Origin of the sequence: Blastomonas sp. UPD001 (assembly GCF_003426715.1) — a bacterium.
Taxonomy (GTDB): domain Bacteria; phylum Pseudomonadota; class Alphaproteobacteria; order Sphingomonadales; family Sphingomonadaceae; genus Blastomonas.
The window spans coordinates 731,011-755,743 of record NZ_QKVT01000001.1 but is presented as its reverse complement, the minus strand read 5'-3'; the positions used below and the strand labels follow the sequence as shown (position 1 = coordinate 755,743).

The following is a 24,733-nucleotide window of genomic DNA, read 5'->3' as shown; positions in this document are numbered from 1 at the left end:
GATGTCCAATCCCCCGGACGAGAGAACGGGGAGGGTTGGTTGTCCGCTGTTTTTGTCGGTTGAGGTTCTTTGACATTGTAGGTTTAGATGAAGGGACATGTGGGCGACGGCGCCTGGTCCTGCGGAGTTCAAGGCCGCGGGTACCAGTTTAAAGTATTTGCGCTACCAGCGGCACGCGACGCGGCTGTGCGTTGCCGACCCCGAGCATTCGGTCTTCCATCGCCATTTTGCTGATCCCGCCGTAACGATGCTTCCGGATGGATGTGCGAGTCGGATCGAAGGCATCGGCCGCCCGCGCCTCGAGCCGAGCTTCGTCCCGGGCGTGATCGACAGGATGATCGCGGTGGGAGATGCGGAATCCATTGGCGCCATGCGCGCGCTATCGCAGATGCTGGGGCGCCGCGCCGGCGGGTCCACAGGCACGAATCTCATCGCCTGCCTCACGCTTGCCGATCGGCTGGTCGCTGCGGGGCAGACGGGCAGTATCGTGACGCTGCTTTGCGACGGCGGCGATCGGTACGCTTGCACCTATTATGACGACGCCTGGCTCGCGGAACGCGGCATCGCATGGGCACCCGTGGCGGAACGCATTGCTCGAGTGCTGAGCGACTAGAGAGCTGTCAGGCCGATCAGGAATTCGTGGGAGCAGGTGGCGGAAGAGGTGGGATTCGAACCCACGGAGAGCTTGCACCCTCGCCGGTTTTCAAGACCGGTTCCTTAAACCACTCGGACACTCTTCCACAGGCCGGCAACGCACGCGGCAAGGCGCAGGCCCGGCGTGCGGCGGGCTTGTTAGCCGAGGTGGTAAAATCTGGAAAGCGAAACTTGCGCGCGACATGGCGCGATGGTTCAGCGCCGGTCAACCGTGGCCATGGCGGGATGGGTGCATGATGTTCGCCCTTTCCCCCGCACCGGCTTGGTGGCACAACCGCCCCTGGGAGTATCGCGGGGCGCATCGCACGCTGCCGCTGCCGAGCTATGTCGAGGTGACCGCGCTCGATACCGGCAAGACCATCCTGGTACGTCTCAACGATCGCGGCCCCGTGGCGCCCGAGCGGCTGCTCGACCTGTCGCAAGGCGCGGCGCGGCAGCTGGGCGTGCTGGGGCAGGGTTCGTTCGCGGTGCGCGTGCGCCGCGTCAATCCGCCCGAGGCCGAACGCGCGATGCTGCGACAGGGGCAGCCCGTCGCGGCGCGGATGGACACGCCCGAATCGCTGCTGGTCCCGCTTCGGCGCAGGCTCGACGGCAAGGCCAAGCCGGCCAATCTGGCGGTGGCTCCGAAGGCCGAGCCCACGCCCGCGCCGTCGGCCACCAAGGATGCCTCCAAGGCGAAGCCCATGCCGGCGCCCGCTGCTCCGGCCAAGCCTGTAGCGGTGGCGCCTGCTCCTGCGGTCAAGCTGCCGCCGTCCACGCCGCGCACCCAGGGCGGCGATCGCTTCATCGTCGAGGGCGAAGGTGCGGGCGGACGGCCAAAGACCGCGCAGAACAGCACCGGCGACAATCGCGCGACGCTCAATCCCGCGCCTGCCGCACCAGCGGCTGCGGGCGGAACCTATTTCGTCCAGGTCGCGTCGTTCTCCTCGAAGGCTCGCGCCGACGAACTGGCCAGGCGGATCGGCGCGAAGACGGTGAGCAGCGCCGATGGCAAGCTCCACCGCGTGCGTTATGGTCCCTATGCCGATGCGAATGCCGCGCAGGAAGGGGTTACGCTGGCGCGGCGCAAAGGCTATCAGGGGGTACAGATTCAGCAGGACTCCGGTCGCTGACATAGACGGGCCATCTAAAGGCCTGCGTCCCTGCCACACGCACACCATGGATATCGCATGAAAACCCCGATTCTCGGTCTCACCCTGTTTTCGCTGCTGGCGACGCCGCTGGCGGCTGCCGCCCCCTCTTATGTGTCCGAAGCCCCCATCGCCTATATGACCGACCTGTCGTCGGGCGCGGTGCTGTTCTCGCGCGATGCGGACAAGCAGATTCCGCCCGCCTCGATGGCCAAGATGATGACGGTCTATGTCGCGTTCGACCTGATCAAGAAAGGCGAACTCAAGCTCGACCAGACGCTGCCCGTATCCGCCGAGACCTGGACCAAGTGGAACAACCAGGGATCGAGCATGTTCCTGGCGGTCGGCAGCAAGGTGACCGTTGCCGATCTGCTCGACGGCATCGTCACGCTTTCGGGCAATGATGCCTGTGTCGTGCTCGCCGAGGGCATTGCCGGGTCCGAAGAGGCGTTCGTCGACATGATGAACAAGAAGGCGAGGGAAATCGGGCTCACCAACAGCCGCTTCGGCAACAGCAACGGCTGGCCCGACGAGGGCGTGACGCAAGTGACCGCGCGCGATCTGGCGACGCTTGCCACCGCGACGATCCGCAACCATCCCAAGCTGTACAAGCGCTTCTATTCCAAGGGCAGCTTCACCTGGAACGGCATCACCCAGCCCAATCGCGATCCGCTGCTGGGCAAGGTGGCGGGTGCCGATGGCCTCAAGACCGGGCATACCGAAGAGGCCGGCTATGGGTTTACCGGCTCGGCCGAACAGAATGGCCGCCGTCTGGTCATGGTCGTCGCAGGTCTCGACAGCTTCAACGGCCGGGTCGATGAATCGGTGCGCTTCATGAACTGGGGCTTCAAGGCGTGGAAATCGGTGCCGCTGTTCGCCAAGGGCAGGACCGTCGACACCGCGCCGGTGCAGCAGGGCAGCGCGCGCGAACTGCCGCTCGTCGCGCCGCGCGATCTGGCGCTGACGCTGCCGCGCACCGCGGATACCGACAAGGTGTCGCTCAAGGTCGTCTATCAGGGCCCGCTCAAGGCGCCGATCGCCAAGGGCCAGCAGGTCGCCAGCCTGATCGTGTCCGCGCCCGACATGCAGCGCCAGGTGATGCCGCTGGTCGCGGGCGAAGCAGTCGAGGAAGCGGGCTTTTTCGGACGCATCTGGGCCGGAATCCTGTCCTTCTTCGGCGCCTGACCGAAGATGCGGGGGCGCTTCATCTCGATCGAGGGCGGCGAGGCGGTGGGAAAATCCACCCAGATCCGCCTGCTCGCCGATTGGGTGAAAGGCCAGGGACGTGATGTCACCGTCACCCGCGAGCCGGGCGGCACCGACAGCGCCGAGGCGATCCGCAAGCTGCTGCTCGAGGGCGGCGCCGACCGCTGGAATGCGCGGAGCGAGGCCTTGCTGTTCGCGGCGGCGCGCGCCGACCATGTCGCACGGCTGATCCGCCCGGCGGTCGAGGCGGGGGGCTGGGTCATCTCCGACCGGTTCGTCGATAGCAGTCGGGCCTATCAGGGCGTTGCCGGCGGGCTGGGCGACGAGGCGATTCTTGCGCTCCACCGGTTCGGGTCGGAAGGCTATCTGCCTGACCGCACGATCCTGCTCGAACTGCCTGCGGACGAGGCAGCGCGGCGCGCCACGGCCCGTGACGGCGCGAACAGCGACCGGATCGGCGGGCGCGATGCTGGCTATCACGCCAGGGTTGTTGCCGCCTTCCGCAGCTTTGCCGAGGCCGAGCCCCAGCGCTTCCGTATCATCGACGCCAGCGGTTCAAGCGAGCAGGTGCACGAGCGCATCGTCGCGGCCGTGCAGCCTTTGATGGCATGACGTCATGAAGGCTTCGACAGCGCACTGGAAGGGCCATGCCGAGCCGGAAACAACGCTGCTGCGTGCGTTTCAGGCGCGGCGGCTGCACCATGGCTGGCTGCTCGCGGGCCCCGAGGGCATCGGCAAGCGCAGCTTTGCGCTCGCCGCAGCCGCGCATCTGCTGACGCGCTCGCCCGATCATCGCGGCGACCATTTCGATGGCGACATGGACGGTGCCTCGGGTCGGTTGCTGCTGCAGGACAAGCACCCCGACTGTCATTACATCACGCTAGGCCCCAAGGACGACAAGGAAGCGCGCAAGGCCGAGGACGGCAAGCCATTCGAAACCGCGCGCAACATCAGGGTCGACCAGATCCGGTCCTTGCAGAAACGGCTCACCGTCCGCCCCAGCCTCGCCGAGCGCCGGGTGATCATCTTCGATTCGGCCGACCTGATGGAGCGCAACGCCGCCAATGCGCTGCTCAAGAGCCTCGAAGAGCCGCCTGCGGACACGGTGTTCCTGCTGATCGCGCACAATCCCGGCCGCCTGCTGCCGACGATCCGTTCGCGCTGCCTGGTGCTCGACTTTCCCGCGCTCGATGATGCGGAAATGGCCGATGCGTTGCGTGCGGGGCGGCCTGAACTCCCCGAGAGCGAGATCGCGGCGCTGGTGCGGCTCGGCCAGGGTGCGCCGGGCCAAGCGCTGAGCTTTGCTGGGCTCGACATGGCGAAGATCGATGCGCTGCTGAGCGAGATTGCCGATCATGGCGACAGCACGCATCGCGCGCGGCTGGCGCTCGGGACGCTGGTCGCCAACAAGGCCAATCGCGACCGGTTCCAGGCGCTGCTCGCCTATGCACCGCGCTTCGCTGCGCGCCGGATCCGCGATCTGCGCGACGACCGGCTGCCGGGCGCGATCGCCGCCTGGCAGGAGATCGGCGCGCTCGCCTCGCGCGCGCTGGTGCTCAATCTCGATGCCTCGGCGGTGGCGTTCCAAATTGGCAGCTTGCTGGCACGGCTGGCCCCGCCTAGATAGGCGCTCATTACCGGCCAACCTCGACTAGAAACGGCAGACATCACCGCCATGGGCGAACCCTATTATATCACCACCGCGATCAGCTATCCCAACGGTCGCCCGCATATCGGCCATGCCTATGAGGCGATCGCCGCCGATGTCATCGCGCGCTTCCAGCGGCTGATGGGGCGCGACGTGCGCTTCCAGACCGGCACCGACGTGCATGGCCTCAAGATGCTGCAAAAGGCGCGCGAACTGGACACCACGCCGCGCGCGCTCGCGGATGAAATGTCGCAATATTTCAAGGAAATGTGCGATAGACTTGATGTCAGTTATGACAGGTTCATCCAGACGTCGGAGGATGAGCATCACCGCGCCAGCCAGGCCATCTGGCAGGCGATGGAGGCCAATGGCGATCTGTATCTTGATCGCTACGAAGGCTGGTACTCGGTCCGCGACGAGGCCTATTATGGCGAGGACGAACTCGTCGAGGACGGGCAGGGGGGCAAGGCCTCGCCGCAGGGCACCCCGGTCGAATGGACCGTCGAGGAAAGCTGGTTCTTCCGGCTCGATCAGTATCAGGACCGGCTGCTCGCGCTGTACGAGGAGCATCCCGAATTCCTCCAGCCCGATAGCCGCCGCAACGAGATTGTCAGCTTCGTCAAATCGGGCCTGCGACCGCTCTCGGTCTCGCGCACCAGCTTCGACTGGGGCGTCAAGGTGCCGGGCAGCGACGGGCATGTCATGTATGTCTGGGTCGATGCGCTGACCAACTATCTGACGGGCCTTGGCTATCCCGACATGGACAGTCCGCTGATGAAATACTGGCCGGCGGATCTGCACCTGATCGGCAAGGATATCGTGCGTTTTCACGCGGTCTACTGGCCTGCGTTCCTGATGAGCGCCGGCATTCCGCTGCCCAAGCAGGTGTTCGGCCATGGCTTCCTGCTCAACAAGGGCGAGAAGATGTCGAAATCGGTCGGCAATGTCGTCGATCCGATCGCGCTGGCCGATGCGTTCGGCGTCGACCAGCTGCGCTATTTCCTGCTGCGCGAGGTGAGCTTCGGCCAGGATGGCAGCTATTCGCCCGAGGCGATCGCGCAGCGCGCCAACGCGGATCTGGCCAACAGCTTCGGCAATCTGGCGCAGCGCATCCTGAGCTTCATCGCCAAGAATCTCGATGGCGCACTGCCTGCGGTCCATGGCCACACGCCCGCAGATGCGGCGCTGTTCGCGACGCTGGAAGAGGCGCTGCAGCGCGATCTGCCCCAGGCGTTCGGTGAGCTGGCTTTGTCGCAGGGGCTGGAAGCCTGGATGCGCGCGGTCTTCGCGTGCAATGCCTATGTCGACGAACAGGCCCCCTGGGCGCTGAGGAAGACCGATCCCGAGCGGATGCAGACCGTGCTGGCGACGCTCTATATCGCGATCGCGCAGCTCGCGATCGCGATCTCGCCGGTGATCCCGACCAGCGCAAAGGCGCTGCTCGATCATATGGGTGTGCCCGATGACGTGCGCAGCATCACGGGCATGGGGTCGCACTGGTATTCTCCGCTGGCCGAGAGCGATTTCGCGATCAGCACGCCCAAGCCGCTGTTCCCGCGCATCGAACTGCCGGCGGAAGACGCCGCTTGATGCTGGTCGATTCGCACTGCCACCTAAATTACAAGGGCATGGCCGAGCAGCAGGCGGTGCTGCTCGAGCGGGCGCGCGCCTCGGGCGTCACCGCGATGCTCAACATCTCGACCCGCGCCAGCGAATGGGATGAGGTGACTGCGACGGCGCATCGCGAGGCGGATGTCTGGGCGAGCATCGGCATCCACCCCCACGAGGCCGACGCGCATCCCGATATGGATACCGCGCGCCTGATCGAGCGCGCGGCCAGCGATGATCGCGTGGTCGGCATCGGAGAGACCGGACTCGATTATTATTACGACAAGTCGGACCGCGACGAGCAGCGCCGCTGTTTCCGCGCGCATATTGCCGCCGCGCGCCAGACCGGCCTGCCGCTGATCATCCACACGCGCGATGCCGAGGCGGATACCGCGCAAATCCTGGCCGAGGAAATGGGGAAGGGGGCCTTCCCTGCGCTGATCCACTGCTTCACCGCCAGCGCCGATTTCGCCGCCAGGGTGCTCGACATGGGGCTGTCGATCTCGATCTCGGGCATCGTCACCTTCAAGAATGCCAGGGACTTGGCGGCCGTTGCTAAGGACATTCCTGCAGATCGGCTGCTGGTGGAAACCGATGCGCCGTTTCTGGCGCCTGTTCCGCACCGCGGCAAGCAGGGCGAACCGGCCTTTGTCGCCGACACCGCGCGCTTCCTCGCCGATCTGCGCGGCGAAAGCTACGATCAGCTGTGCGAGACGACGTCGCGCAACTTCTACGCGCTGTTCAGCCGGGCGCGTCCGTGAAGGCGATCCTGCTCGGCTGCGGCACGTCTGGCGGGGTTCCGCGCATCGGCAATGACTGGGGCGCCTGCGATCCCGCCAATCCGCGCAATCGCCGCTCCCGCGTGTCGATCGTCGTCGAGCATGATGGACAGCGAATCCTGGTCGATACCTCGCCCGACCTCAGGCACCAGTTGCTCACCCAGGATATCGGCGCGCTCGATGCGGTCGTCTGGACGCACGACCATGCCGATCACACCCATGGTATTGATGATCTCCGCGCGCTCTTTCACAGGACGCGCCAGCCAGTGGCCGGCTATGCCAAAGACTATACACTGCAAAGCCTTGTCAGTCGTTTCGATTACGTCTTCGAAGGTGGCGACGGCTATCCTGCCACCGTGGCGGCAGCCGCGCTCTGCGACGAGCAGACGATCTGCGGGCTGACCGTGCGGACGGTCGATCAGCCGCACGGGCCGGTGCTGTCGACCGGGCTTCGGTTCGACCTGCATGATCAATCCATCGTCTATGCCACCGATTTCAGCCATGTCACCGACGAGATGGTTGCGCTCTATACCGGCTGCGACTTGCTGATCACCGACTGCCTGCGGTACGAGAAGCACCCGACGCATGCCAGCCTGCCGATGGCGCTCGATCTGGCCGAACGTTGCGGCGCGCGGCACACGGTGCTGACGCATATGGACAAGACGCTCGACTATGCCGCGCTCTGCCTGGAACTGCCCGAAGGCGTCCAGCCGGGCTATGACGGGCTGGTCGTCGACCTCGCCCGGATCGCGGCATGAGCGAGAGTGATACCGCCAGCCTGGTCTACAGCCTGATGCTGCTGGTCCTGGTCGGCAGCGCGCTGATCTCGCGCGCGCTGCCCATCGGGCAGACGATCAAGATGGCCTTGGCCTGGATCGGCATCTTCGCGCTCATCTTCCTGCTGGTGAGCTTTCGCCCCGAAATGAAGCTGATCTGGCAGCGGATCTCGGGCGAGCTCGGGCTCGCCAGCGCACCGGCTATCACGGGCGAGCCGATGACCTTGCGCAAGAGCGAGGACGGCCATTTCTGGGTCACCGCCGAGGTCAACGGGCGTCCTATGCGGTTCATGGTCGATAGCGGCGCGACCTTCACCGCGATCTCGACCGAGGCCGCTCAGGCCGCCGGGATAGCGCCGAGCGGTCTGGGCCTCAGGACCGTGATAGAAACCGCCAACGGCATGGTCGAGGCAGACCGCGCGTCGATCACCGATCTGCGCGTCGGATCGCTCGCGATGCGCGACCATGACGTGCTGATTTCGGACGGGCTCGGCGACACCAATCTGCTTGGCATGAACTTCCTGTCCGAGCTGGAAAGCTGGCGCGTCGAGGGGAGCAGCATGATATTGGTGCCGCGCCAGCCCAGCCGCTGAATGAAATCTATTTAACATAATATATATTATCGGACTTATGCTCATGACCGACCCGACCGTTCCATCGACCGCTTCCCCCGACGCACCGGTGCCGCTCGACCGGCTGGTGGCGATCATGGCGCGGTTGCGCGACAAGGACCATGGTTGTCCGTGGGATATCGAGCAGACGTTCGAGACGATCGCGCCGTACACGATCGAGGAAGCCTATGAAGTCGCTGATGCGATCGCGCGCGACGACATGGCCGCGCTCAAGGACGAGCTTGGCGATCTGCTGCTGCAGGTCGTGTTCCACAGCCGCATGGCCGAGGAAGCCGGGCATTTCTCGGTCGCCGATGTGATCGCCTCGATCAGCGACAAGATGGTGCGGCGGCATCCGCATATCTTTGCGGACCAATCGGTCGAGGCCTGGGATTGGGAAGCGATCAAGGCCGAGGAGCGCAGCAGCGGCGGTGCGGACAGCGCGATGGATGGCGTCGCGCTCGCGCTGCCGGCGCTGATGCGCGCGCAGAAACTCCAGAAGCGCGCGGCGCGCACCGGGTTCGACTGGCCGGACGTCATGGGTGCGATCGAGAAGATCGGCGAGGAAATCGAGGAACTGCTCGACGCCGAAACCGAGGCCGAGCGCGCCGAGGAAGCCGGCGACCTGCTGTTTGCCGCGGTCAACGCGGTCCGCCATATGGGGGTCAGCGCCGAGGATGCGCTGCGCGCCGCCAATGCCAAGTTCGAACGCCGCTTCCGTGCCATGGAAGCGATCGGCGGTGACGGCTTTGCGGGACTGTCGCTCGATGACAAGGAAGCCCTGTGGCAGCGCGCCAAGCAGGGCGAGAGCCAGCTATAGCGCCTGGAACCGGCCCCAGTCCTTGTCCGACAGGCGCACCGAAAGCGCCAGATCATCCCCCTGCTCGCGGCTGTCGAGTACCTCGCCATGCTGGTGCAGCCAGGCGATGCGCTGGCCGTCATGGCGCGGCACCGTTACCTCGTGCACGCGATGGCCGATCACCAGAGCCTGCGATGCTGCGCGCAGCAGCTCGGGAACGCCTTCGCCGGTGAGCGCCGACATCGGGCAGACCGTGCGATCGCGCGGTGAGGTGGCGACCAGCCGCTCGCGGGTTTCCTCGTCCAGGATGTCCCATTTGTTCCACGCCTCGATCAGCGGCACGGCGAGCCCCTCGCCCGCGAGCACCGGGTCGAGTTCGAGCCCCAGATCGGCCAGGATCGTCTCGACCGACTGCGCCTGCATGTCCGCTTCGGGATGCGACATGTCGCGCACATGGATGATGAGGTCGGCTGACAACACCTCTTCGAGCGTCGCGCGAAACGCAGCGACCAGCTCGGTCGGAAGGTCCGAGACGAAACCGACGGTGTCGGACAGGATGACCTTCTCGACCCCATCGAGCCGGATCGCGCGCATCGTCGGGTCGAGCGTCGCGAACAGCAGGTCTTCGGCCATCACGCCGGCATTGGTGAGCCGGTTGAACAAGGTCGACTTGCCCGCATTGGTGTAACCGACCAGCGCGATCACCGGCCATGGCGCCTTTTGCCGCCGCTCGCGGTGCAGTCCGCGCGTTCGCTTGACCTGCTCGAGCTCGCGGCGAAGCTTGGCCATGCGGTCGCGGATCATCCGGCGGTCGGCCTCGATCTGCGTCTCGCCGGGACCGCCGAGAAAGCCGAAACCGCCGCGCTGGCGCTCGAGATGGGTCCAGCTGCGCACCAACCGCCCCGCTTGATAGTCGAGATGCGCCAGTTCGACCTGCAGCCGCCCTTCGGCTGTTGCCGCGCGCTCGCCGAAGATTTCGAGGATCAGCCCCGTGCGGTCGATCACCTTGACCTTGAGCCGCTCTTCCAGATTCCGCTGCTGGATCGCGGACAGGCTGCCATCGACGATCAGCAGTTCGGCCTTCTCGTCTTCCAGGCTGTGCGCGATGATCTCGACCTGACCGCCGCCGAACAGGGTGGCGGGTCGTGCGGTGCGGATGCGGAAGGCGTGCGCGGCGCAGACCTGAATGCCGATGGCGAGCGCGAGCCCCCTCGCCTCTTCCAGACGTGCATCCGCGTCCACGGAACCGCGGCGGCCAAGATCGGGATAGGCAATCACGGCGCGGGCGCCGCGCGCGAATTCAAGGGTTTGCGGGTCGGTCAAACGTCAATTCTATCCTTGTCCGCCCCCGCAATCCACGAGGTCAATCATCATCGCCTTCGGCATCGCCCCAGTCACCGGTCAAGTCGATCGGTGCGTTGGGCTGTACGGTCGACACCGCATGCTTATAGGCCAGCTGCGCCATGCCTTCGCGTTCCAGCAGCATGCAGAACAGGTCATAGGCCGCGACCTTGCCCTGCAGCATCACGCCGTTGATCAGGAACATGGTCACCGGAACGCCGGTTTCCTGCACGGTGCGCAGGAACACTTCCTGCAGGTTGCGGTTCTTGGCGCTCTTGGCCCCCATCAATCCCGCAAACATGCCGAGGTCGATTGGCTGCGCGGGCATGACGGTGGAGATCGCATGCTTGTAGACCAGCTGCGACTGGCCATCACGCCGCAGCATCACCGAGAAATTGTCGAACCAGGTGACGATGCCTTGCAACTTGACGCCCTTGACCAGGAACATGGTCACGGGAATTTTCGATTTTCTCAGGGAGTTGAGGAACACATCCTGAATGTTTTGAGCCTTTTCGGTCATTCTTGACCCCCGGTCTTGGTGGCGACGTTGCGCCACGGTTCATGAAAAGCCGGTGCGACACATCCCGTCCCGGCTGCGCTTGGAGGACGCCCGATATACATAGTGCGGATGCTGCACCGCGCCAATGCCCAGTTTGCGGCAATTTGCGGTTTCTCGCGCGGAATTCAGCGGTCGTGCAGCCCCAGCAGCTTGAGCTTGCGGTGCAGCGCCGATCGCTCCATCCCAATAAACTCCGCGGTCTTGGAGATATTGCCCGAGAAACGCCGGATCTGGATCTTCAGATACTCGCGCTCGAAGCTCTCGCGCGCCTCGCGCAGGGGTACCCCCATCAGGCTCGAAATTCCGGCAGCGCGGCCGCCATCGCCCTGCACCAGCTCGGGCGGCAGCATGTCGACATCGATCCGCGCCAGACGACCACGTGGTGCCAGGATGATCGTCCGCTCGATGACGTTGCGCAGCTGGCGGACATTGCCCGGCCAGTTATAGCTTTGCAGCGCGGCCATCGCCTCGCTGCTCGTTTCGGGCGGGGTGATGCCGTGCTCGCTGGCAAAGCGCGCGACATAATGCTCGACCAGCGCGGGAATATCGTCGCGGCGATCGGTCAGCGCCGGTATCTCCACCGGCACGACGTTGAGCCGATAGAACAAGTCCTCCCGGAAGCGCCCCTCGGCAATCTCGTTTTCCAGATTGCGCGAGGTGGCAGAGACGAAGCGCACGTCCACCTTGATCGGCCGCGTGGAACCGACGCGCGAAAAGCTCTGGTCGGTGAGCACGCGCAGGATCTTGGCCTGGGTCGACTCGGGCATGTCGGCGACCTCGTCGAGGAACAGCGTGCCGCCATGCGCGCGCTCGAGCAGTCCTGGCGTGGCCAGCTTGCCCTGGTCCTCCTCGCCGAACAGCTCCTGTTCGAACCGGTCGGGGGTCATGCGCGCCGAGTTGACCGTGATGAACGGGCCCGACGAACGCGCGCTCCAGCTGTGCAGCAGACGCGCTGCGACCTCCTTGCCGACGCCGGCGGGCCCGGTGATGAGCAAGCGGCTGCCGCTATTGGCGACGCGCTTGAGCGTCGCGCGCACGGTGTTGATCGCGCTCGAATTGCCCGTCAGTTCGTCCGAAATGCCCAGCTTCTCGCGCAGCTGTGCATTCTCGCGCCGCAGCCGCGCGGTCTCGGTGCCGCGCGAGACCATGTGGATCAGGCGTTCGGCCTCGAACGGCTTCTCGATGAAATCCATCGCCCCGCGCGAAATGGCCGACACCGCCGTGTCGATATTGCCATGGCCGGAAAAGATGATCACCGGAAGATCGGCATCGCGCGCCTTGATCTCGTCGAGCAGTTCGAGCCCGTCGAGCCGGCTGCCCTTGAGCCAGACATCGAGCAGCACCAGCGAAGGGCGGCGCTCGTCGATCGCCGCCAGTGCCTCGTCGCTGCCGCCCGCGGTGCGGCAGATATAGCCTTCGTCCTCCAGCACGCCCGAGACCAGCTCGCGAATGTCGCGCTCGTCATCGACGATGAGAATTTCCAGGGGCATGTTCAATTGCTTTCCTTGTCCTGCGCGGTCGGGCTCAACTCGGCGCGGGCCCGGGCCGGTCGCGAAGTCATGGTGGTCATCTTTTCGGTGCCGGAGCGCTGGTCATCGCCGACCGCGTCCTGCAGCGCGCCGGCCTGGAGCAGCACCGTGTCCATGCGGATCGTCACCCGCGTCCCCCCCTGATCATTGGGTTCGAACGAGAGTTCACCATAATGCTCCTCGACGATCTTCTTGACGATGGCGAGGCCCAGGCCCGTCCCCTTCTCGCGCGTGGTCATATAGGGTTCGACAATGCGGTCGCGGTCTGCGGGCAGGCCGATGCCGTTATCGTCGAGCGTGAGCACCAGATACGGTTCCTGGCGGAACACGGTTGCGGTGACGGCGCCGGAATAGCCTGGCTCGATCTGCTGCCGCGCCTCGATCGCCTCGACCGCGTTCTTGAGGATATTGGTGACGGCCTGGCCGATCTGGCGGCGATCGCAGCACAGGTCGCTGCCCTCGTGCCCGCCTTCCGCAGCAAAGCGGATCGCCGGATGCGCGACCTCCTGCAGGAAGATCGCCTGGCGCACCAGATCGAAGAAATTCTCCTCGCGGAACACCGGCTTGGGCATCCGCGCGAAGGAGGAGAATTCGTCGACCATGTTGCGCAGGTCGCCGACCTGGCGGACGATCGTGTCGGTCAGCTGGCCGAAGGTCGCATCGTCCTGGCTCACCTTGCTGGCATAGCGCCGCTTGAGCCGTTCGGCGGCGAGTTGGATCGGGGTGAGCGGGTTCTTGATCTCGTGCGCGATCCGGCGCGCGACGTCGGACCAGGCAGCCTGGCGCTGATCGACCAGCTGCTGGGTGATGTCCTCGAAGGTGATGACGATGCCGTACGGCTCGCGCACCACGCGCACCGCGAGCGTGAGCAGGTCGTTCTCGCGCGAATACTGGATCACCGCCTTGCCGGTCCCCTCGCCCACCAGCCGGGCAAAGGGCGGGGCGATGTCGGACAAGGTGCAGCCCAGGCAGTGCGCGACCTCGGTCTGCAGCAGCCGCTGCGCGGTGCTGTTCATTAGCCGCACCACGCCCATCGGATCGACCGAGATCACCCCGGCGCTGACCGATTCGAGCACCGCTTCGGTAAAGGCGCGGCGGTCGTCGAGCTGGCTGTTCGCGCGGATCAATGCCGAGGTCTGCTCGGCGAGGCGGCTCGCCATGCGGTTGAACGCGCGGCCCAGCACGCCGACCTCGTCGGTGCGGTTGGCGGTGTCGACGCGGATCGCGAAATTGCCGGTGCTGATATCGCGCGCCGCGCCCGCCATGTCGGTGAGCGGGCGCACCATGCGGTCGGCAAACTTGAGCGCGGCCCAGAGCGCCACCGCGACCAGCAGCAGCGAGACGAAGAACAGCGCGATGTTGAACTGGACCTGCAGGTTCTGCGAGCGCGAGAACAGTGCCTTGTAATCGGTGAGCACCGTCTGCGCGCGCTCCCACTGGCTGAGCGCCAGCTGGTTCGAGGCGCGCGCGACATAGAGATAGATCTTGGCCTGGCGGTCGATCGGCGTCACCACCTCGATCCGGTCGGCCTCGGCCGAGACGACCGCTGTCTCACCCTTGTCGAGCTGGCGGATGATCGCGGGGCTGACCCGGTCGGACGAGGTGCGGTTGTCCGGATCGACGATTGCCGCCGTCCGCAGCACGCCGTCGGACCCGACCTCGACGATCGCCGACTCGTTCATCTTGCGCCCGGCGACCTGGAACACATAGGCCTCGGCAAATTCGGGGCTGTCGATCCGCGTCTGCTGCAGATATTGCCTGAGATCGCTCGCCATCGCGACGGTCTCGGCAGAGACGTCGCGCCGCCCTTCCTCGTAATAGCCGCGCGCCAGGTCGTTGGCATTTTCCAGCATCGTGCGCGCGCGGTCCGAGAACCAGAACTCGACGCCGTACTGGAACAGAAGCGAGGTGATCACGACGACCAGCAGCATCGGGATCGACGAGATCAGCGAGAACAAAGCGACAAAGCGGACGTGGAGCTGACCGGTGCCCTGCTCGCCGCTGGCATTGGCGCGGCTGATCGCCACGCGGCGACCGATCAGCGCGAGCAGCGCCATGGCGGGCACAAGATTGGCGACCAGCAAGGTCGCGGTGACCGGCGCGGGCACCATTGTCTGGCGGCCCTGGTAGCTGCTCACCAGCCACCATGACAGGCCAAGCATCCCGACGAGAAGCAGGACGCAGCCGATCTCGAGCGCCGGAAACAGGCTGCCTCGACGCATCATCACCGCAAAGCGCCGGGTCATTCGACTCTTTCTGGCAGAGGGCAGTGCATCAGACGCAGACATAGTGGTCAGTTTACAACAGTTGCGTTGCCGGAATACAAGAGCTTTCGGCAGTGTCAGCGGATATCACCGCATTTGCCCACCGTTTCAGCGCAGCTCCGCACTCGCCAGGCCATGCTCGACCAGTTTCTTGCGCAAAGTGTTGCGATTGATGCCCAGCACCGCCGCTGCCTTGACCTGGTTGCCATCGCAGCGCCGCATGATCGCCTGGAGCAGCGGGATTTCGAAGGCCGCGAGCGCCTTGTCATAGACGGCGCCGTTCTCCGGGCGTTCGGTGAGCAGGAAGCGGCTCACCGCCTGTTCGAAATCGCTCTCCTCGCGGCGCGTCTCGCCGGTGCCGAGCGCCGGCTCGTCGAAAATGCTCCCCAAAGCATCGGCGGTGATGAGGTCGTCGCGGCTCATGATCACGGCGCGGAAGACCAGGTTGCGCAGCTCGCGGACATTGCCGCGCCAGTTGCGCCGCTGCATTGCGGCGATGGCGCTGTCGTCGAAGCTGCGCCTGGGCAGCCCCTCCTGCACCGCCAGCGCGAGGAAATGGTCGACCAGCGCGGGAATGTCGCTCAACCGGTCGCGCAGCGGCGGCAGGTCGATCGGCACCACGTTGATGCGGTAGTACAGGTCCTCGCGGAACAGCCCGGCCTCGATCAGCGGTCCGAAGGGCTTGTTGGTCGCCGCGACGAAGCGCACGTCGAGCTCGATCTCGCGATGGCCACCGACGCGCGTGATCCGTCCGGTCTGCAGCGTGCGCAGCAGCCGCGTCTGCGCCTGCATCGGCATGTCGCCGATCTCGTCGAGGAACAATGTGCCGCCGTGCGCCTGTTCGAACTTGCCGATCGACTGGGCCACCGCACCGGTAAACGCGCCCTTTTCATGGCCGAACAGCTCGGATTCGATGAGCTCCGCCGGGATGGCCGCCATATTCACCGCGACGAACGGCCCCTGCTTGCGATGGCCAAGCTGGTGGATCGCCTCGGCGACCAGTTCCTTGCCGGTGCCCGATTCGCCCAGGATCAGCACCGAAAGGTCGTTGCGCAGCACGCGCGTGATCATGCGGTACACGTTCTGCATCGGCGCGCTGCGCCCGACCAGTGGCAGGCCGCTATCAGCGGGGTCGGCATCGGCATTGCCCGAAACGTCGCCGCTGCGCGCAATCGCCTGGAGCACCGCGCGGATCAGCTCATCGAGATCGAACGGCTTGGGGAAATATTCGTACGCCCCCGCCTCGCTCGCGCGCACCGCGGTGTCGAGCGTGTTCTGCGCGGAAAGCACGATGACCGGCGTGTCGGGCTGGCGTTCGAGCACGCTGCCCAAAGTTGCAATGCCGTCGCCATCCTCGAGCATCACATCGGTGAGGATCGCGGCGTAGCGCTTGTTCGCGACCAGCGCGTTGCGGCGTGCGATCGAGGTGCAATGGTCGACGCTGCACCCTTCGGCTTCGAGCGCCGCCATGATCACCTGGCTGATCGCGCGGTCGTCCTCGACCAGCAGAATCGACTTGCCCATATGCGTCAGCCCTCTTGCGGTGCCAGCGGCAGGAACAGCCGGAAATGCGTGAGCCCCGCCGCTGCATCCCGGTCGTGCACGATCCGCCCATTCATGTCGCGCACCAGCTTCTGCACCAGCGCGAGGCCCAGACCCTGCCCGGTCTTCTTGGTCGTGACGAAGGGCGAGAAGATATCCTCGGCAATATCGGTATCGATCCCCGGGCCATTGTCGGTCACGCGGATCTCGACCGGCAGGCGGATATAGCGATCGTCGCGCGACAGCCGCAGCCGCACGCCGCTGACGAACTTGGTGGTCAGCGTGATACAGGCGCCGTCCTGCCCCTCCATCGCCTCGCGCGCGTTGGTGATGAGGTTGAGCAGGATCTGCACCAGATTGTCGGCATCGGCGAGCACGGGCGGGATCGAGGGATCGAACCGCTCGACAAAGCGCACGGTGTCGGGATGCGCGGTCTCGACGATCTCGCGCACCCGGCCCAGTGGCTCGTAGATGTTGCAGGGCTTCATCGGCGCGGCGGTGCGGCGGGTGAGCGACTGCATCTGGTCGATCAGCAGCGCGATGCGGTCGACCTCTGCGGTGATCAGGCCGGAGAGCCGGCGCCCTGCCCCGTCGAGCTGGCGTTCGATCAGCTGCGCCGCGCCCTTGATCGCCGCGAGCGGGTTCTTGATCTCGTGCGCCAGGATGTCGGGCCCGCGCACGGCAAAGCCTTCGGTGCCCGCCTCGCTGTCGAACAGCGGCGATCCGGCGCCCGATTCATTGAGCACCAGCAGCTGCCAGCCCTCGCCCTGCCCCACCGGGCTCAGCGAGATATCGACCTTGCGCGTGCTGGTGCGGCCGATGTGCACACGCATCCCATGCGCTGCCAGATTGGTGTCCGGCTGGTTGAGCGCCGCCCCGATCCGGGCGTCGTCGAACTGCAGGAACTCGGACAGCGGACGCCCGATCAGACGGCGCGCGCTCTGTTCGAGCATGTTTTCCGCCGCCGCATTGGCCGCTGCGATCGTCCGGTCCGCGTGCAGCATCACCACCGCCATCGGCAGGCTCTGCAGCTGCGCGGCGGCGTCCGGCGCCAGACCGGTCGGCGGCTCCATCAGGCGGCGGCGCGGCGCAGCCAGGGGCGGTAGAATTCGCCCAGCATGCCGAGGACCTGATCGGGATTGTCGAGCGTGTTCATCTTGTTGCGCAGTTCCGCCGAGCCCGGCAGGCCCTTGGTGTACCAGCCGAGATGCTTGCGCGCCATCTTGACCCCGGTCTCGGCCCCGTAATGCTCGAGCATCGCTTGATAATGCTCGACGATCACACCGTACTGCTCGTCCAGATCGGGATCGGGCAGCGTCTCGCCGGTGCGCAGCGCGTGCATCACCTGGCCGAGCAGCCAAGGCTTGCCATAGGCGCCGCGTCCGATCATCACGCCGTCCGCACCGCTCAGCTCGAGCGCCTTGCGGGCATCGTCGATGCTGCAGATGTCGCCATTGACGATGACGGGCAGCTTCACCGCCGCCTTGACCTTGGCGACGAACGCCCAGTCGGCGCTCCCCTTGTACATCTGGTTGCGCGTGCGCCCGTGCACGGTGATCATCTTTGCACCGAGATCCTCGGCGATACGCGCGAGCTCGGGGGCGTTGAGACTGTCATGGCACCAGCCCATGCGCATCTTGACCGTCACCGGCACCTTGACCGCGTTGACCGTCGCCTCGATCAGCTTCGCCGCCAGCGGCAGGTCGCGCATGAGCGCCGAGCCGGCATCGCCATTGACCACCTTCTTGACCGGGCAGCCCATGTTGATGTCGATGATCGCAGCTCCACGATCCTCGTTGAGCTTGGCTGCCTCGGCCATCTCGTACGGGCCGCAGCCGGCGAGCTGCATCGAGACCGGCTCCTCGACCGGGTGCCAGGCGGCCTTTTGCAGCGACTGGCGCGTCTCGCGGATCATCGCCTGGCTGGCGATCATCTCGGTGACGTTGAGACCCGAGCCATAGCGGCGCACCAGCGTGCGGAAAGGCATGTCGGTCACGCCGGTCATCGGCGCGAGCAGCACCGGTTCGTCGATCTGGAGCGGGCCGATGCGGATCGGCTTGAGAGCGGGTTCGTGGGTCATGGGGATGTGATGCCTAATATTTAGGCAGCGCACATAATCGCAAAGCCGCTGGCGAGCAAGCGGCACTTGGTCTATGCGCCCTGCCCGATGCACGACGCACCGTCCCTTGCGGGCCAGCCAGCCCTTCGCCGTACCGCGCTGATCGTCGCGGCGGGCAAGGGTCTGCGCGCCGGGGGCGATATTCCCAAGCAATATGCGCTTCACCAGGGCAAGCCGCTGCTGCGGCACAGCGTCGAGGCTTTTGCGGCCTGGCAGCGCGGTTGCGCCATCATGGTGGTGATTGGAGAAGGGCAGCAGGCGCTGGCCGAGGCGGCGCTGGCAGGGCTTGCTGATGTCAGCTTCGTCACCGGCGGTGCCGAGCGGCGCGATTCCGTGCGCGCCGGATTGCTGGCGATCGCGGCGCAGGGCGGCAGCGACCGGGTGTTCATCCACGATGCCGCGCGCCCGCATTTGTCATCGGCAGTGCTTGACCGGCTCGACGACGGACTGGATCATCGGCCCGGCGCGGTGCCGGTGCTGCCGGTGGTGGACAGCCTTGCGCGCGGGGATGCCGGGTTGATGCAGGCTGCGGTCGGTCGCGCGGGTCTGTGGCGCATCCAGACCCCGCAGGCCTTCCATTTCGAGGCCATTCTTTCAGCGCATCTTGCCTGGCCCAAAGGCGTGCTGGCGACCGACGATAGCCAGATCGCGCGCGCGGCCGGGCTGGACGTGGCGCTGGTCGAAGGCGATGAAGCGCTCAAGAAGATCACCTTTGCCGAGGATTTCGCAATGGACTCGCCCCGCCCTGCCACCATGCCGCGCACCGGCTTCGGCTATGACGTGCACCGCCTGGCGGCCGGCGAGGAACTCTGGCTCGGCGGCATCCGGATCGAGCATGACCGCGGGCTGGTCGGGCACAGCGATGCCGATGTCGCGCTGCACGCGATCACCGATGCGCTACTGGGCACGATGGCGCTGGGCGATATCGGCGAGCATTTTCCGCCGAGCGATCCGCAATGGCGCGGCGCGGACTCGGCGCGCTTCCTCGCGCATGCCGCCTCGCTGGTGCGTGGTAAGGGCGCGGAAATCGCGAATATCGACCTGACGATCATCTGCGAGGCGCCGAAGATCGGCCCGCACAAGCTTGCGATCCAGGAGCGTATCGCCGCTATCCTGAACCTTCATCCCGATCAGGTCGGGGTCAAGGCCACCACCACCGAGCGGCTCGGCTTTACCGGGCGCGGCGAAGGCATCGCAGCCCAGGCGGTCGCCACGGTCCTCGCTCCCCATTTCTCTCCATCAGCAAAGGATGCCAGCGCATGATCCGCTCGCTTCGCCTCATGCCCAGCCTGACCGCGCTTGCGGTCACCGCCACATTTGCCAGCCAGACGGCGCATGCCGCGCAGGCGGCCAAGTGCCTGACCCCGGCCGAGGCGCAATCGGTGGCGATCAGCGCGCTGCCCGACGCGCTCGCCAGCGCGCAGAAGGCCTGCACCCCGCACCTTCCCGCCCGGTCGGCGCTGCGCAATGCAGCGACCCGGATCACGCAGGTCTACCGGCCCGCCGCCGACAAGGCCTGGCCGCAGGCTGGTCGCGCCTTCCTTTCCGCCTTCGAACTGCCGCTGCCCGAGGGCACCAGCCCGGATGTGGTGCGTCCGCTGCTGATCGCGACGATCAGCGCGCTGGTCGAGCAGGAGATCAAGCCCGAGGATTGCGGCACGATTGACGAGTTCTATTCGGCGCTCGAGCCGCTCCCGCCCGAGAATGTCGGAAAGCTGCTCGTCGCGTTTCTGAAGCTCGGCGAGAACGACAGGAAGCCGGGCCAGGCCAAGTCCAACCCCTTCACGATCTGCGAAGGTCCGAACCAATGACCAGCCTTTTCCCGCTGTCGCTCACCGAACTCGCCGCGCGTGTCGTCGCCGAAAATGCGGCGGCCGGGCGCAAGGTCGTGCTGGCCGAAAGCTGCACCGGCGGGCTGGTCTGCGCGGCGATCACCGAGATCCCTGGCAGCTCGGAAGTGCTCGAGCGGGGCTTCGTGACCTATTCGAACGAGGCCAAGATCGAGTCGCTCGGCGTCAGCGCCGAACTGATCGACACGTTCGGTGCGGTCTCGGTCGCGGTCGCCTGGGGCATGGCGCGCGGCGCGCTCAAGCATTCGGATGCCGATGTCGCGGTCGCGATCACCGGCATTGCCGGCCCGGGGGGCGGATCGGAGAGCAAGCCGGTGGGAACGGTGGTCTTCGCTTGCGCGCTGCGCGGCCAGAACGAGAATGACATCAGCGCCGAGCAGAAGAATTTCGATCCCTCGCTCAGCCGCTCCGAAATCCGTCAGGAGGCGGCAATGGTCGCGCTGGAGCTGCTGCTGCCGTAAAGCTCGGCGGCGCGGGTCTCGAACGCGCTCACCATCTTGCGGAAGGCGCGGTCGAAATACTGCCCGGCGAGCGATTCGAACAACCGGTTCTTGAAGTTGAACGAGACATAGAAATCGACGGTGCAGCCGCCCTGCCCGTCGCTGGCGAACTGCCAGACATTCTCGAGGTTCTTGAGCGGCCCGTCGAGATACTCGACCTCGATCTTCTCGCCCGGCTGCTTGCGCACGCGCGAGGTGAACTTCTCGCGCAATTGCTTGAAGCCGACGACCATGTCGGCGACCATTTCGTGCGGACTGTCAGACTTGACGCGCGTGGCGATCACCCAGGGCAGAAACTCGGCATAGCGCGCCACATCGGCGACCAGATCGTACATCTGGTCGGGCCGGAAGGGCAGATGCCGGGTTTCGCGGTGCGAGGGCATGATCGCCTCAGCGCGCCGCCTGCTTCGCCAGTTTCGCCTCTCGCGCCGCGCGCATCTGCGCGAAATCCTCGCCGGCATGATAGCTGGAGCGGGTGAGCGGGCTCGATGCGACCTGCAAGAAGCCCTTGGCGCGCGCGATCGCGGCATAGGCGTCGAACGCCTTGGGCGTCACGAAATCGATCACCTTGGCGTGGCGCGGCGTCGGCTGCAGATACTGGCCCATGGTGAGGAAATCGACATCCGCCGAGCGCATGTCGTCCATCACCTGGTGCACCTCGAGCCGTTCCTCGCCCAGGCCCAGCATGATGCCCGACTTGGTGAAGATCGACGGATCGAGCCGCTTCACCATCTCGAGCAGGCGCAGCGACGCATAATAGCGTGCGCCGGGGCGGATGGTCGGATAGAGCCGGGGCACGGTTTCCAGATTGTGGTTGTACACATCAGGCCGCGCCGCGACGATCGCCTCGACGGCAGCCTCGTGCTTGTTGCGGAAATCGGGCGTGAGGATCTCGATCGTGGTGCTCGGCGTGGTGCGGCGCAGCGCCTCGATCACCTTGACGAACTGGCTTGCGCCGCCGTCAGCCAGGTCGTCGCGATCGACCGAAGTGATGACGATATGCTCGAGCCCCATTTGCGCGGCGGCATCCGCGACTTGCTGCGGCTCGTTGGTGTCCACCTTGCGCGGCATGCCCGTCTTGACGTTGCAGAAGGCGCAGGCGCGGGTGCAGACGTCGCCCAGGATCATCACCGTCGCGTGCTTCTTGGTCCAGCACTCGCCGATATTGGGGCAGGCCGCCTCTTCGCACACGGTGTTGAGATTGAGGTCGCGCATCAGCTTGCGCGTCTCGTTGAAGCCCTTGCTGGTGGGCGCGCGGACGCGGATCCAGTCGGGCTTGCGGACACGGGCCGGGCGGCCCTCGGGCGTCTCGATGGGCGTGATCTCGTTCATGCTGCGCGCTTTAGCGCAGGGGCAGGCGCACTTCCACTGGTAAAAGCTTGGGCGCTGACTAGATCGGCTTGTCGCATGAAGGAGAGGCGCTGGAATGAATTCGCTGGACGATGTGATCGACGATCTGGACGCGGTGCGCGTCGATATCTTCCGCAGGCTCGGCCGCGCCAGCAAGGACCGTCGCAGCGCCATGCACACGCCGGTGGTCGGTACCGTCCGCGCCGATGGCACGCCCAGCCAGCGCGTGATGGTGCTGCGCTCATTCGATCCTGCGACGGCGACGCTGCGCTTCCATACCGACAGCAGGGCCGCCAAGGTCGAAGAACTGGGCAACGGCGCGCCGATCTCGGTGCTCGCTTACGATCCGGCTGCCAAGCGCCAGTTCCGTTTATCGGGCACCGGACGGATCGAGACGGCTGGCGCAACGGCGGACAAGGCCTGGAACGACGCGACGCTGTTCGCCCGCCGCTGCTATCTCGCCGATCCCGCACCGGGCACGGTTTCGGATGTCGCGGTATCGGGCCTGCCTGCCGATATCGAAGGTCGCAAGCCCGAGAACGATGCCGAGGTCGCCCCCGGCCGCGCCAATTTCGCGGTGCTGCTGGCCGAGATCGACACGATCGAATTCCTCCACCTCGCGCACACGGGCCATCGCCGCGCGATCTTCCGCTTGCAGCCGGACGGTGCATGGCTGGGCCAATGGCTGGTGCCGTGACCGAGCCTAGTGCATCGGCCTGATCTCGATCCAGCTTGGCGTTGGCATGGGATCGGGGCAGCGCCTGGCCCAGTCCATGGCGACGTCCATGGACGGGACCTCCCATATCCAGAACCCGGCAACGACATCGGATGTGGGGGAGAACGGACCATCAACCTCCCGCCGCTCTGCATCGCCGCAGAGCAAGCGTTTGCCCGCAGAGCTCGGCTCAAGGCCGGCCGCCATCACGAACACTCCGGCAGATCGCAGCTCATCATTGAACCTGCCCATGGCGTCCATCATGGCCGACGTCCAAGGCTCGGGATGCTCACCCGCTTCGCTGCTGCCCGTGGCTTTGACCAGAACCAATACACGCATACGGAACCCTGCCCCGCTTCGATCAGCTTCCCACCCCGCGCTGGATTTGGCGGAGTGTCATTCCCACTCTATTGTAAACAAGACATTTTTATCTTTTATATTCAATGGCTTATTTTCCTGCTAATTGGTAATACCATGAAAAATACCATGCTCAGAAAAGGCTTAACAATATTTTGAAAAATTGCCTACTGAGCGCTGCCGCACAGCTCCATAGGCCGCTTTCCTGGCTTTGCTTCCAGATGTATGCTCTTCTGCTCCTGCAGCTAATGGATCACCGCAAACAGGTTACTCGCCTGGGGATTCCCTTTCGACCCGAGCATCCGTATGAGACTCATGCTCGATTATTATTATTATAGAAGCCCCCATGAATAAATCGCTCATCATTTTCGGCATCGTCAACATAACCTCGGACAGTTTCTCCGATGGAGGCCGGTATCTGGCGCCAGACGCAGCCATTGCGCAGGCGCGTAAGCTGATGGCCGAGGGGGCAGATGTGATCGACCTCGGTCCGGCATCCAGCAATCCCGACGCCGCGCCTGTTTCGTCCGACACAGAAATCGCGCGTATCGCGCCGGTGCTGGACGCGCTCAAGGCAGATGGCATTCCCGTCTCGCTCGACAGTTATCAACCCGCGACGCAAGCCTATGCCTTGTCGCGTGGTGTGGCCTATCTCAATGATATTCGCGGTTTTCCAGACGCTGCGTTCTATCCGCAATTGGCGAAATCATCTGCCAAACTCGTCGTTATGCATTCGGTGCAAGACGGGCAGGCAGATCGGCGCGAGGCACCCGCTGGCGACATCATGGATCACATTGCGGCGTTCTTTGACGCGCGCATCGCGGCGCTGACGGGTGCCGGTATCAAACGCAACCGCCTTGTCCTTGATCCCGGCATGGGGTTTTTTCTGGGGGCTGCTCCCGAAACCTCGCTCTCGGTGCTGGCGCGGTTCGATGAATTGCGGCTGCGCTTCGATTTGCCGGTGCTTCTGTCTGTTTCGCGCAAATCCTTTCTGCGCGCGCTCACAGGCCGTGGTCCGGGGGATGTCGGGGCCGCGACACTCGCTGCAGAGCTTGCCGCCGCCGCAGGTGGAGCTGACTTCATCCGCACACACGAGCCGCGCCCCTTGCGCGACGGGCTGGCGGTATTGGCGGCGCTGAAAGAAACCGCAAGAATTCGTTAACTGCACATTCGGGATATTTCTCTATATTCGCGGTTCAGCAGGCATGTCCCCTTTGAGGGCGACCCGACGACAGGATAATCGACCTTATGGTGCGCAAATATTTCGGCACAGACGGTATTCGTGGCAAAGCCAACGAAGGCGCGATGACGGCGGAAACCGCCTTGCGCGTCGGCATGGCGGCTGGCCGTGTCTTTCGTCGCGGTGACCACCGCCATCGTGTCGTGATCGGCAAGG

25 protein-coding genes, 1 tRNA gene and 1 pseudogene are annotated in these 24,733 nt (G+C 65.3%); 16 read left to right on the top strand and 11 right to left on the bottom strand.

The features are described from left to right. Positions 1–97: 97 nt before the first annotated feature. A complete protein-coding gene (locus DM995_RS03650; RefSeq protein WP_116968527.1) occupies positions 98–613 on the top strand; it encodes a pyridoxal-phosphate dependent enzyme in 516 nt (171 codons plus the stop codon). A gap of 37 nt (positions 614–650) precedes the next feature. Here DM995_RS03650 and DM995_RS03645 read toward each other — a convergent pair. Next, a tRNA-Ser gene (locus tag DM995_RS03645) sits at positions 651–740 on the bottom strand. Between the two features lie 147 nt (positions 741–887). Between DM995_RS03645 and DM995_RS03640 the strand changes: the two genes are divergently transcribed. Genes DM995_RS03640 through mazG form a run of 9 tightly spaced genes read left to right on the top strand, consistent with a single transcriptional unit; the run spans position 888 to position 9,232 of the window. Continuing rightward, positions 888–1,766 (top strand): septal ring lytic transglycosylase RlpA family protein, encoded by an 879-nt coding sequence (locus DM995_RS03640; protein ID WP_232824017.1) that lies wholly within the window; start codon positions 888–890, stop codon positions 1,764–1,766. Between the two features lie 57 nt (positions 1,767–1,823). Beyond that, positions 1,824–2,969 (top strand): D-alanyl-D-alanine carboxypeptidase family protein, encoded by a 1,146-nt coding sequence (locus DM995_RS03635; RefSeq protein WP_116968525.1) that lies wholly within the window; start codon positions 1,824–1,826, stop codon positions 2,967–2,969. 6 nt (positions 2,970–2,975) lie between these two features. Then, on the top strand, positions 2,976–3,602 hold the full coding sequence (gene tmk, locus DM995_RS03630; RefSeq protein WP_116968524.1) for a dTMP kinase: 627 nt from the start codon (positions 2,976–2,978) through the stop codon (positions 3,600–3,602). A 4-nt stretch (positions 3,603–3,606) separates the two neighbouring features. Continuing rightward, the gene (locus DM995_RS03625) at positions 3,607–4,617 is read left to right on the top strand and encodes a DNA polymerase III delta subunit-related protein (RefSeq protein ID WP_116968523.1); all 1,011 of its coding nucleotides are present in this window, start codon (positions 3,607–3,609) and stop codon (positions 4,615–4,617) included. A gap of 48 nt (positions 4,618–4,665) precedes the next feature. After that, positions 4,666–6,228 (top strand): methionine--tRNA ligase, encoded by a 1,563-nt coding sequence (gene metG, locus DM995_RS03620; protein WP_116968522.1) that lies wholly within the window; start codon positions 4,666–4,668, stop codon positions 6,226–6,228. After that, positions 6,228–7,007, top strand: coding sequence for a TatD family hydrolase (locus DM995_RS03615; RefSeq protein WP_116968521.1), 780 nt, complete (start codon positions 6,228–6,230; stop codon positions 7,005–7,007). Before metG ends, DM995_RS03615 begins: the two co-directional genes overlap by 1 nt. Next, positions 7,004–7,783 (top strand): MBL fold metallo-hydrolase, encoded by a 780-nt coding sequence (locus DM995_RS03610; RefSeq protein ID WP_116968520.1) that lies wholly within the window; start codon positions 7,004–7,006, stop codon positions 7,781–7,783. Before DM995_RS03615 ends, DM995_RS03610 begins: the two co-directional genes overlap by 4 nt. Beyond that, positions 7,780–8,394, top strand: coding sequence for a retropepsin-like aspartic protease family protein (locus DM995_RS03605; RefSeq protein WP_116968519.1), 615 nt, complete (start codon positions 7,780–7,782; stop codon positions 8,392–8,394). Before DM995_RS03610 ends, DM995_RS03605 begins: the two co-directional genes overlap by 4 nt. 43 nt (positions 8,395–8,437) lie before the next feature. Continuing rightward, positions 8,438–9,232 carry a nucleoside triphosphate pyrophosphohydrolase gene (gene mazG, locus DM995_RS03600; RefSeq protein WP_116970316.1) on the top strand — a complete coding sequence of 265 codons (795 nt, stop codon included), beginning with the start codon at positions 8,438–8,440 and terminating at the stop codon, positions 9,230–9,232. Here the strand turns inward: mazG and hflX are convergent. The 7 genes from hflX to dusB form a co-directional block, all read right to left on the bottom strand. Beyond that, complete coding sequence (gene hflX, locus DM995_RS03595) at positions 9,227–10,534, bottom strand: GTPase HflX (protein WP_116968518.1); 1,308 nt, start codon at positions 10,532–10,534, stop codon at positions 9,227–9,229. The genes mazG and hflX overlap by 6 nt on opposite strands. 40 nt (positions 10,535–10,574) lie before the next feature. Continuing rightward, positions 10,575–11,108 carry an RNA chaperone Hfq gene (gene hfq / locus DM995_RS03590; protein ID WP_286164924.1) on the bottom strand — a complete coding sequence of 178 codons (534 nt, stop codon included), beginning with the start codon at positions 11,106–11,108 and terminating at the stop codon, positions 10,575–10,577. A 128-nt stretch (positions 11,109–11,236) separates the two neighbouring features. Beyond that, complete coding sequence (gene ntrX, locus DM995_RS03585; protein ID WP_116968517.1) at positions 11,237–12,601, bottom strand: nitrogen assimilation response regulator NtrX; 1,365 nt, start codon at positions 12,599–12,601, stop codon at positions 11,237–11,239. 2 nt (positions 12,602–12,603) lie between these two features. After that, positions 12,604–14,886 (bottom strand): sensor histidine kinase, encoded by a 2,283-nt coding sequence (locus tag DM995_RS03580; protein ID WP_023838611.1) that lies wholly within the window; start codon positions 14,884–14,886, stop codon positions 12,604–12,606. 126 nt (positions 14,887–15,012) lie between these two features. Further along, positions 15,013–16,428 carry a sigma-54-dependent transcriptional regulator gene (locus DM995_RS03575; RefSeq protein ID WP_116968516.1) on the bottom strand — a complete coding sequence of 472 codons (1,416 nt, stop codon included), beginning with the start codon at positions 16,426–16,428 and terminating at the stop codon, positions 15,013–15,015. Positions 16,429–16,433: 5 nt separating this feature from the next. Then, positions 16,434–17,519: a two-component system sensor histidine kinase NtrB gene (locus tag DM995_RS03570; protein ID WP_116968515.1), complete on the bottom strand. Its 1,086-nt coding sequence runs from the start codon at positions 17,517–17,519 to the stop codon at positions 16,434–16,436. Then, positions 17,519–18,526, bottom strand: a complete 1,008-nt coding sequence (gene dusB / locus DM995_RS03565; protein WP_116968514.1) for a tRNA dihydrouridine synthase DusB — start codon at positions 18,524–18,526, stop codon at positions 17,519–17,521. Before dusB ends, DM995_RS03570 begins: the two co-directional genes overlap by 1 nt. Before the next feature lie 87 nt (positions 18,527–18,613). On the opposite strand from dusB, the gene DM995_RS03560 reads away from it, so the two are divergent. From DM995_RS03560 to DM995_RS03550, 3 genes are read left to right on the top strand one after another with little or no spacing between them, the layout of a single operon-like run. Beyond that, entirely contained in the window at positions 18,614–19,828 is a 1,215-nt protein-coding gene (locus DM995_RS03560) for a bifunctional 2-C-methyl-D-erythritol 4-phosphate cytidylyltransferase/2-C-methyl-D-erythritol 2,4-cyclodiphosphate synthase (RefSeq protein WP_116970315.1), read from the top strand. Continuing rightward, positions 19,825–20,376, top strand: coding sequence for a hypothetical protein (locus DM995_RS03555; RefSeq protein WP_116968513.1), 552 nt, complete (start codon positions 19,825–19,827; stop codon positions 20,374–20,376). The genes DM995_RS03560 and DM995_RS03555 overlap by 4 nt, the downstream gene beginning before the upstream one ends. Further along, positions 20,373–20,876: a CinA family protein gene (locus DM995_RS03550; protein ID WP_116968512.1), complete on the top strand. Its 504-nt coding sequence runs from the start codon at positions 20,373–20,375 to the stop codon at positions 20,874–20,876. Before DM995_RS03555 ends, DM995_RS03550 begins: the two co-directional genes overlap by 4 nt. Here DM995_RS03550 and DM995_RS03545 read toward each other — a convergent pair. Next, positions 20,834–21,298 (bottom strand): type II toxin-antitoxin system RatA family toxin, encoded by a 465-nt coding sequence (locus tag DM995_RS03545; RefSeq protein WP_116968511.1) that lies wholly within the window; start codon positions 21,296–21,298, stop codon positions 20,834–20,836. The two genes, DM995_RS03550 and DM995_RS03545, sit on opposite strands and share 43 nt — an antisense overlap. 7 nt (positions 21,299–21,305) lie before the next feature. Continuing rightward, complete coding sequence (gene lipA, locus DM995_RS03540; RefSeq protein WP_116968510.1) at positions 21,306–22,247, bottom strand: lipoyl synthase; 942 nt, start codon at positions 22,245–22,247, stop codon at positions 21,306–21,308. Between the two features lie 94 nt (positions 22,248–22,341). Here lipA and DM995_RS03535 point away from each other — a divergent pair, with 94 nt between their 5' ends. Further along, positions 22,342–22,962 (top strand): pyridoxamine 5'-phosphate oxidase family protein, encoded by a 621-nt coding sequence (locus tag DM995_RS03535; protein ID WP_232824015.1) that lies wholly within the window; start codon positions 22,342–22,344, stop codon positions 22,960–22,962. Positions 22,963–22,968: 6 nt separating this feature from the next. On the opposite strand, the gene DM995_RS03530 is transcribed toward DM995_RS03535, so the two are convergent. Next, positions 22,969–23,319, bottom strand: coding sequence for a YciI family protein (locus DM995_RS03530; RefSeq protein WP_116968509.1), 351 nt, complete (start codon positions 23,317–23,319; stop codon positions 22,969–22,971). A 364-nt stretch (positions 23,320–23,683) separates the two neighbouring features. Here DM995_RS03530 and sul2 point away from each other — a divergent pair, with 364 nt between their 5' ends. Together sul2 and DM995_RS03510 are read left to right on the top strand one after the other, a co-directional pair. Beyond that, positions 23,684–24,499, top strand: coding sequence for a sulfonamide-resistant dihydropteroate synthase Sul2 (gene sul2, locus DM995_RS03515; protein WP_001043260.1), 816 nt, complete (start codon positions 23,684–23,686; stop codon positions 24,497–24,499). Between the two features lie 86 nt (positions 24,500–24,585). Further along, positions 24,586–24,733, top strand: a pseudogene (locus DM995_RS03510) (phosphoglucosamine mutase); the annotation flags it as partial.

Bases quoted from the DNA above. Each gene is read 5' to 3' on its own strand.
- DM995_RS03650 (WP_116968527.1), top strand. From the start codon at position 98: ATGTGGGCGACGGCGCCTGGTCCTGCGGAGTTCAAGGCCGCGGGTACC.
- DM995_RS03640 (WP_232824017.1), top strand. From the start codon at position 888: ATGATGTTCGCCCTTTCCCCCGCACCGGCTTGGTGGCACAACCGCCCC.
- DM995_RS03635 (WP_116968525.1), top strand. From the start codon at position 1,824: ATGAAAACCCCGATTCTCGGTCTCACCCTGTTTTCGCTGCTGGCGACG.
- tmk (WP_116968524.1), top strand. From the start codon at position 2,976: ATGCGGGGGCGCTTCATCTCGATCGAGGGCGGCGAGGCGGTGGGAAAA.
- DM995_RS03625 (WP_116968523.1), top strand. From the start codon at position 3,607: ATGAAGGCTTCGACAGCGCACTGGAAGGGCCATGCCGAGCCGGAAACA.
- metG (WP_116968522.1), top strand. From the start codon at position 4,666: ATGGGCGAACCCTATTATATCACCACCGCGATCAGCTATCCCAACGGT.
- DM995_RS03615 (WP_116968521.1), top strand. From the start codon at position 6,228: ATGCTGGTCGATTCGCACTGCCACCTAAATTACAAGGGCATGGCCGAG.
- DM995_RS03605 (WP_116968519.1), top strand. From the start codon at position 7,780: ATGAGCGAGAGTGATACCGCCAGCCTGGTCTACAGCCTGATGCTGCTG.
- mazG (WP_116970316.1), top strand. From the start codon at position 8,438: ATGACCGACCCGACCGTTCCATCGACCGCTTCCCCCGACGCACCGGTG.
- ntrX (WP_116968517.1), bottom strand. From the start codon at position 12,601: ATGCCCCTGGAAATTCTCATCGTCGATGACGAGCGCGACATTCGCGAG.
- DM995_RS03580 (WP_023838611.1), bottom strand. From the start codon at position 14,886: ATGACCCGGCGCTTTGCGGTGATGATGCGTCGAGGCAGCCTGTTTCCG.
- DM995_RS03575 (WP_116968516.1), bottom strand. From the start codon at position 16,428: ATGGGCAAGTCGATTCTGCTGGTCGAGGACGACCGCGCGATCAGCCAG.
- DM995_RS03570 (WP_116968515.1), bottom strand. From the start codon at position 17,519: ATGGAGCCGCCGACCGGTCTGGCGCCGGACGCCGCCGCGCAGCTGCAG.
- dusB (WP_116968514.1), bottom strand. From the start codon at position 18,526: ATGACCCACGAACCCGCTCTCAAGCCGATCCGCATCGGCCCGCTCCAG.
- DM995_RS03560 (WP_116970315.1), top strand. From the start codon at position 18,614: ATGCACGACGCACCGTCCCTTGCGGGCCAGCCAGCCCTTCGCCGTACC.
- DM995_RS03555 (WP_116968513.1), top strand. From the start codon at position 19,825: ATGATCCGCTCGCTTCGCCTCATGCCCAGCCTGACCGCGCTTGCGGTC.
- DM995_RS03550 (WP_116968512.1), top strand. From the start codon at position 20,373: ATGACCAGCCTTTTCCCGCTGTCGCTCACCGAACTCGCCGCGCGTGTC.
- DM995_RS03545 (WP_116968511.1), bottom strand. From the start codon at position 21,298: ATGCCCTCGCACCGCGAAACCCGGCATCTGCCCTTCCGGCCCGACCAG.
- lipA (WP_116968510.1), bottom strand. From the start codon at position 22,247: ATGAACGAGATCACGCCCATCGAGACGCCCGAGGGCCGCCCGGCCCGT.
- DM995_RS03535 (WP_232824015.1), top strand. From the start codon at position 22,342: ATGAATTCGCTGGACGATGTGATCGACGATCTGGACGCGGTGCGCGTC.
- DM995_RS03530 (WP_116968509.1), bottom strand. From the start codon at position 23,319: ATGCGTGTATTGGTTCTGGTCAAAGCCACGGGCAGCAGCGAAGCGGGT.
- sul2 (WP_001043260.1), top strand. From the start codon at position 23,684: ATGAATAAATCGCTCATCATTTTCGGCATCGTCAACATAACCTCGGAC.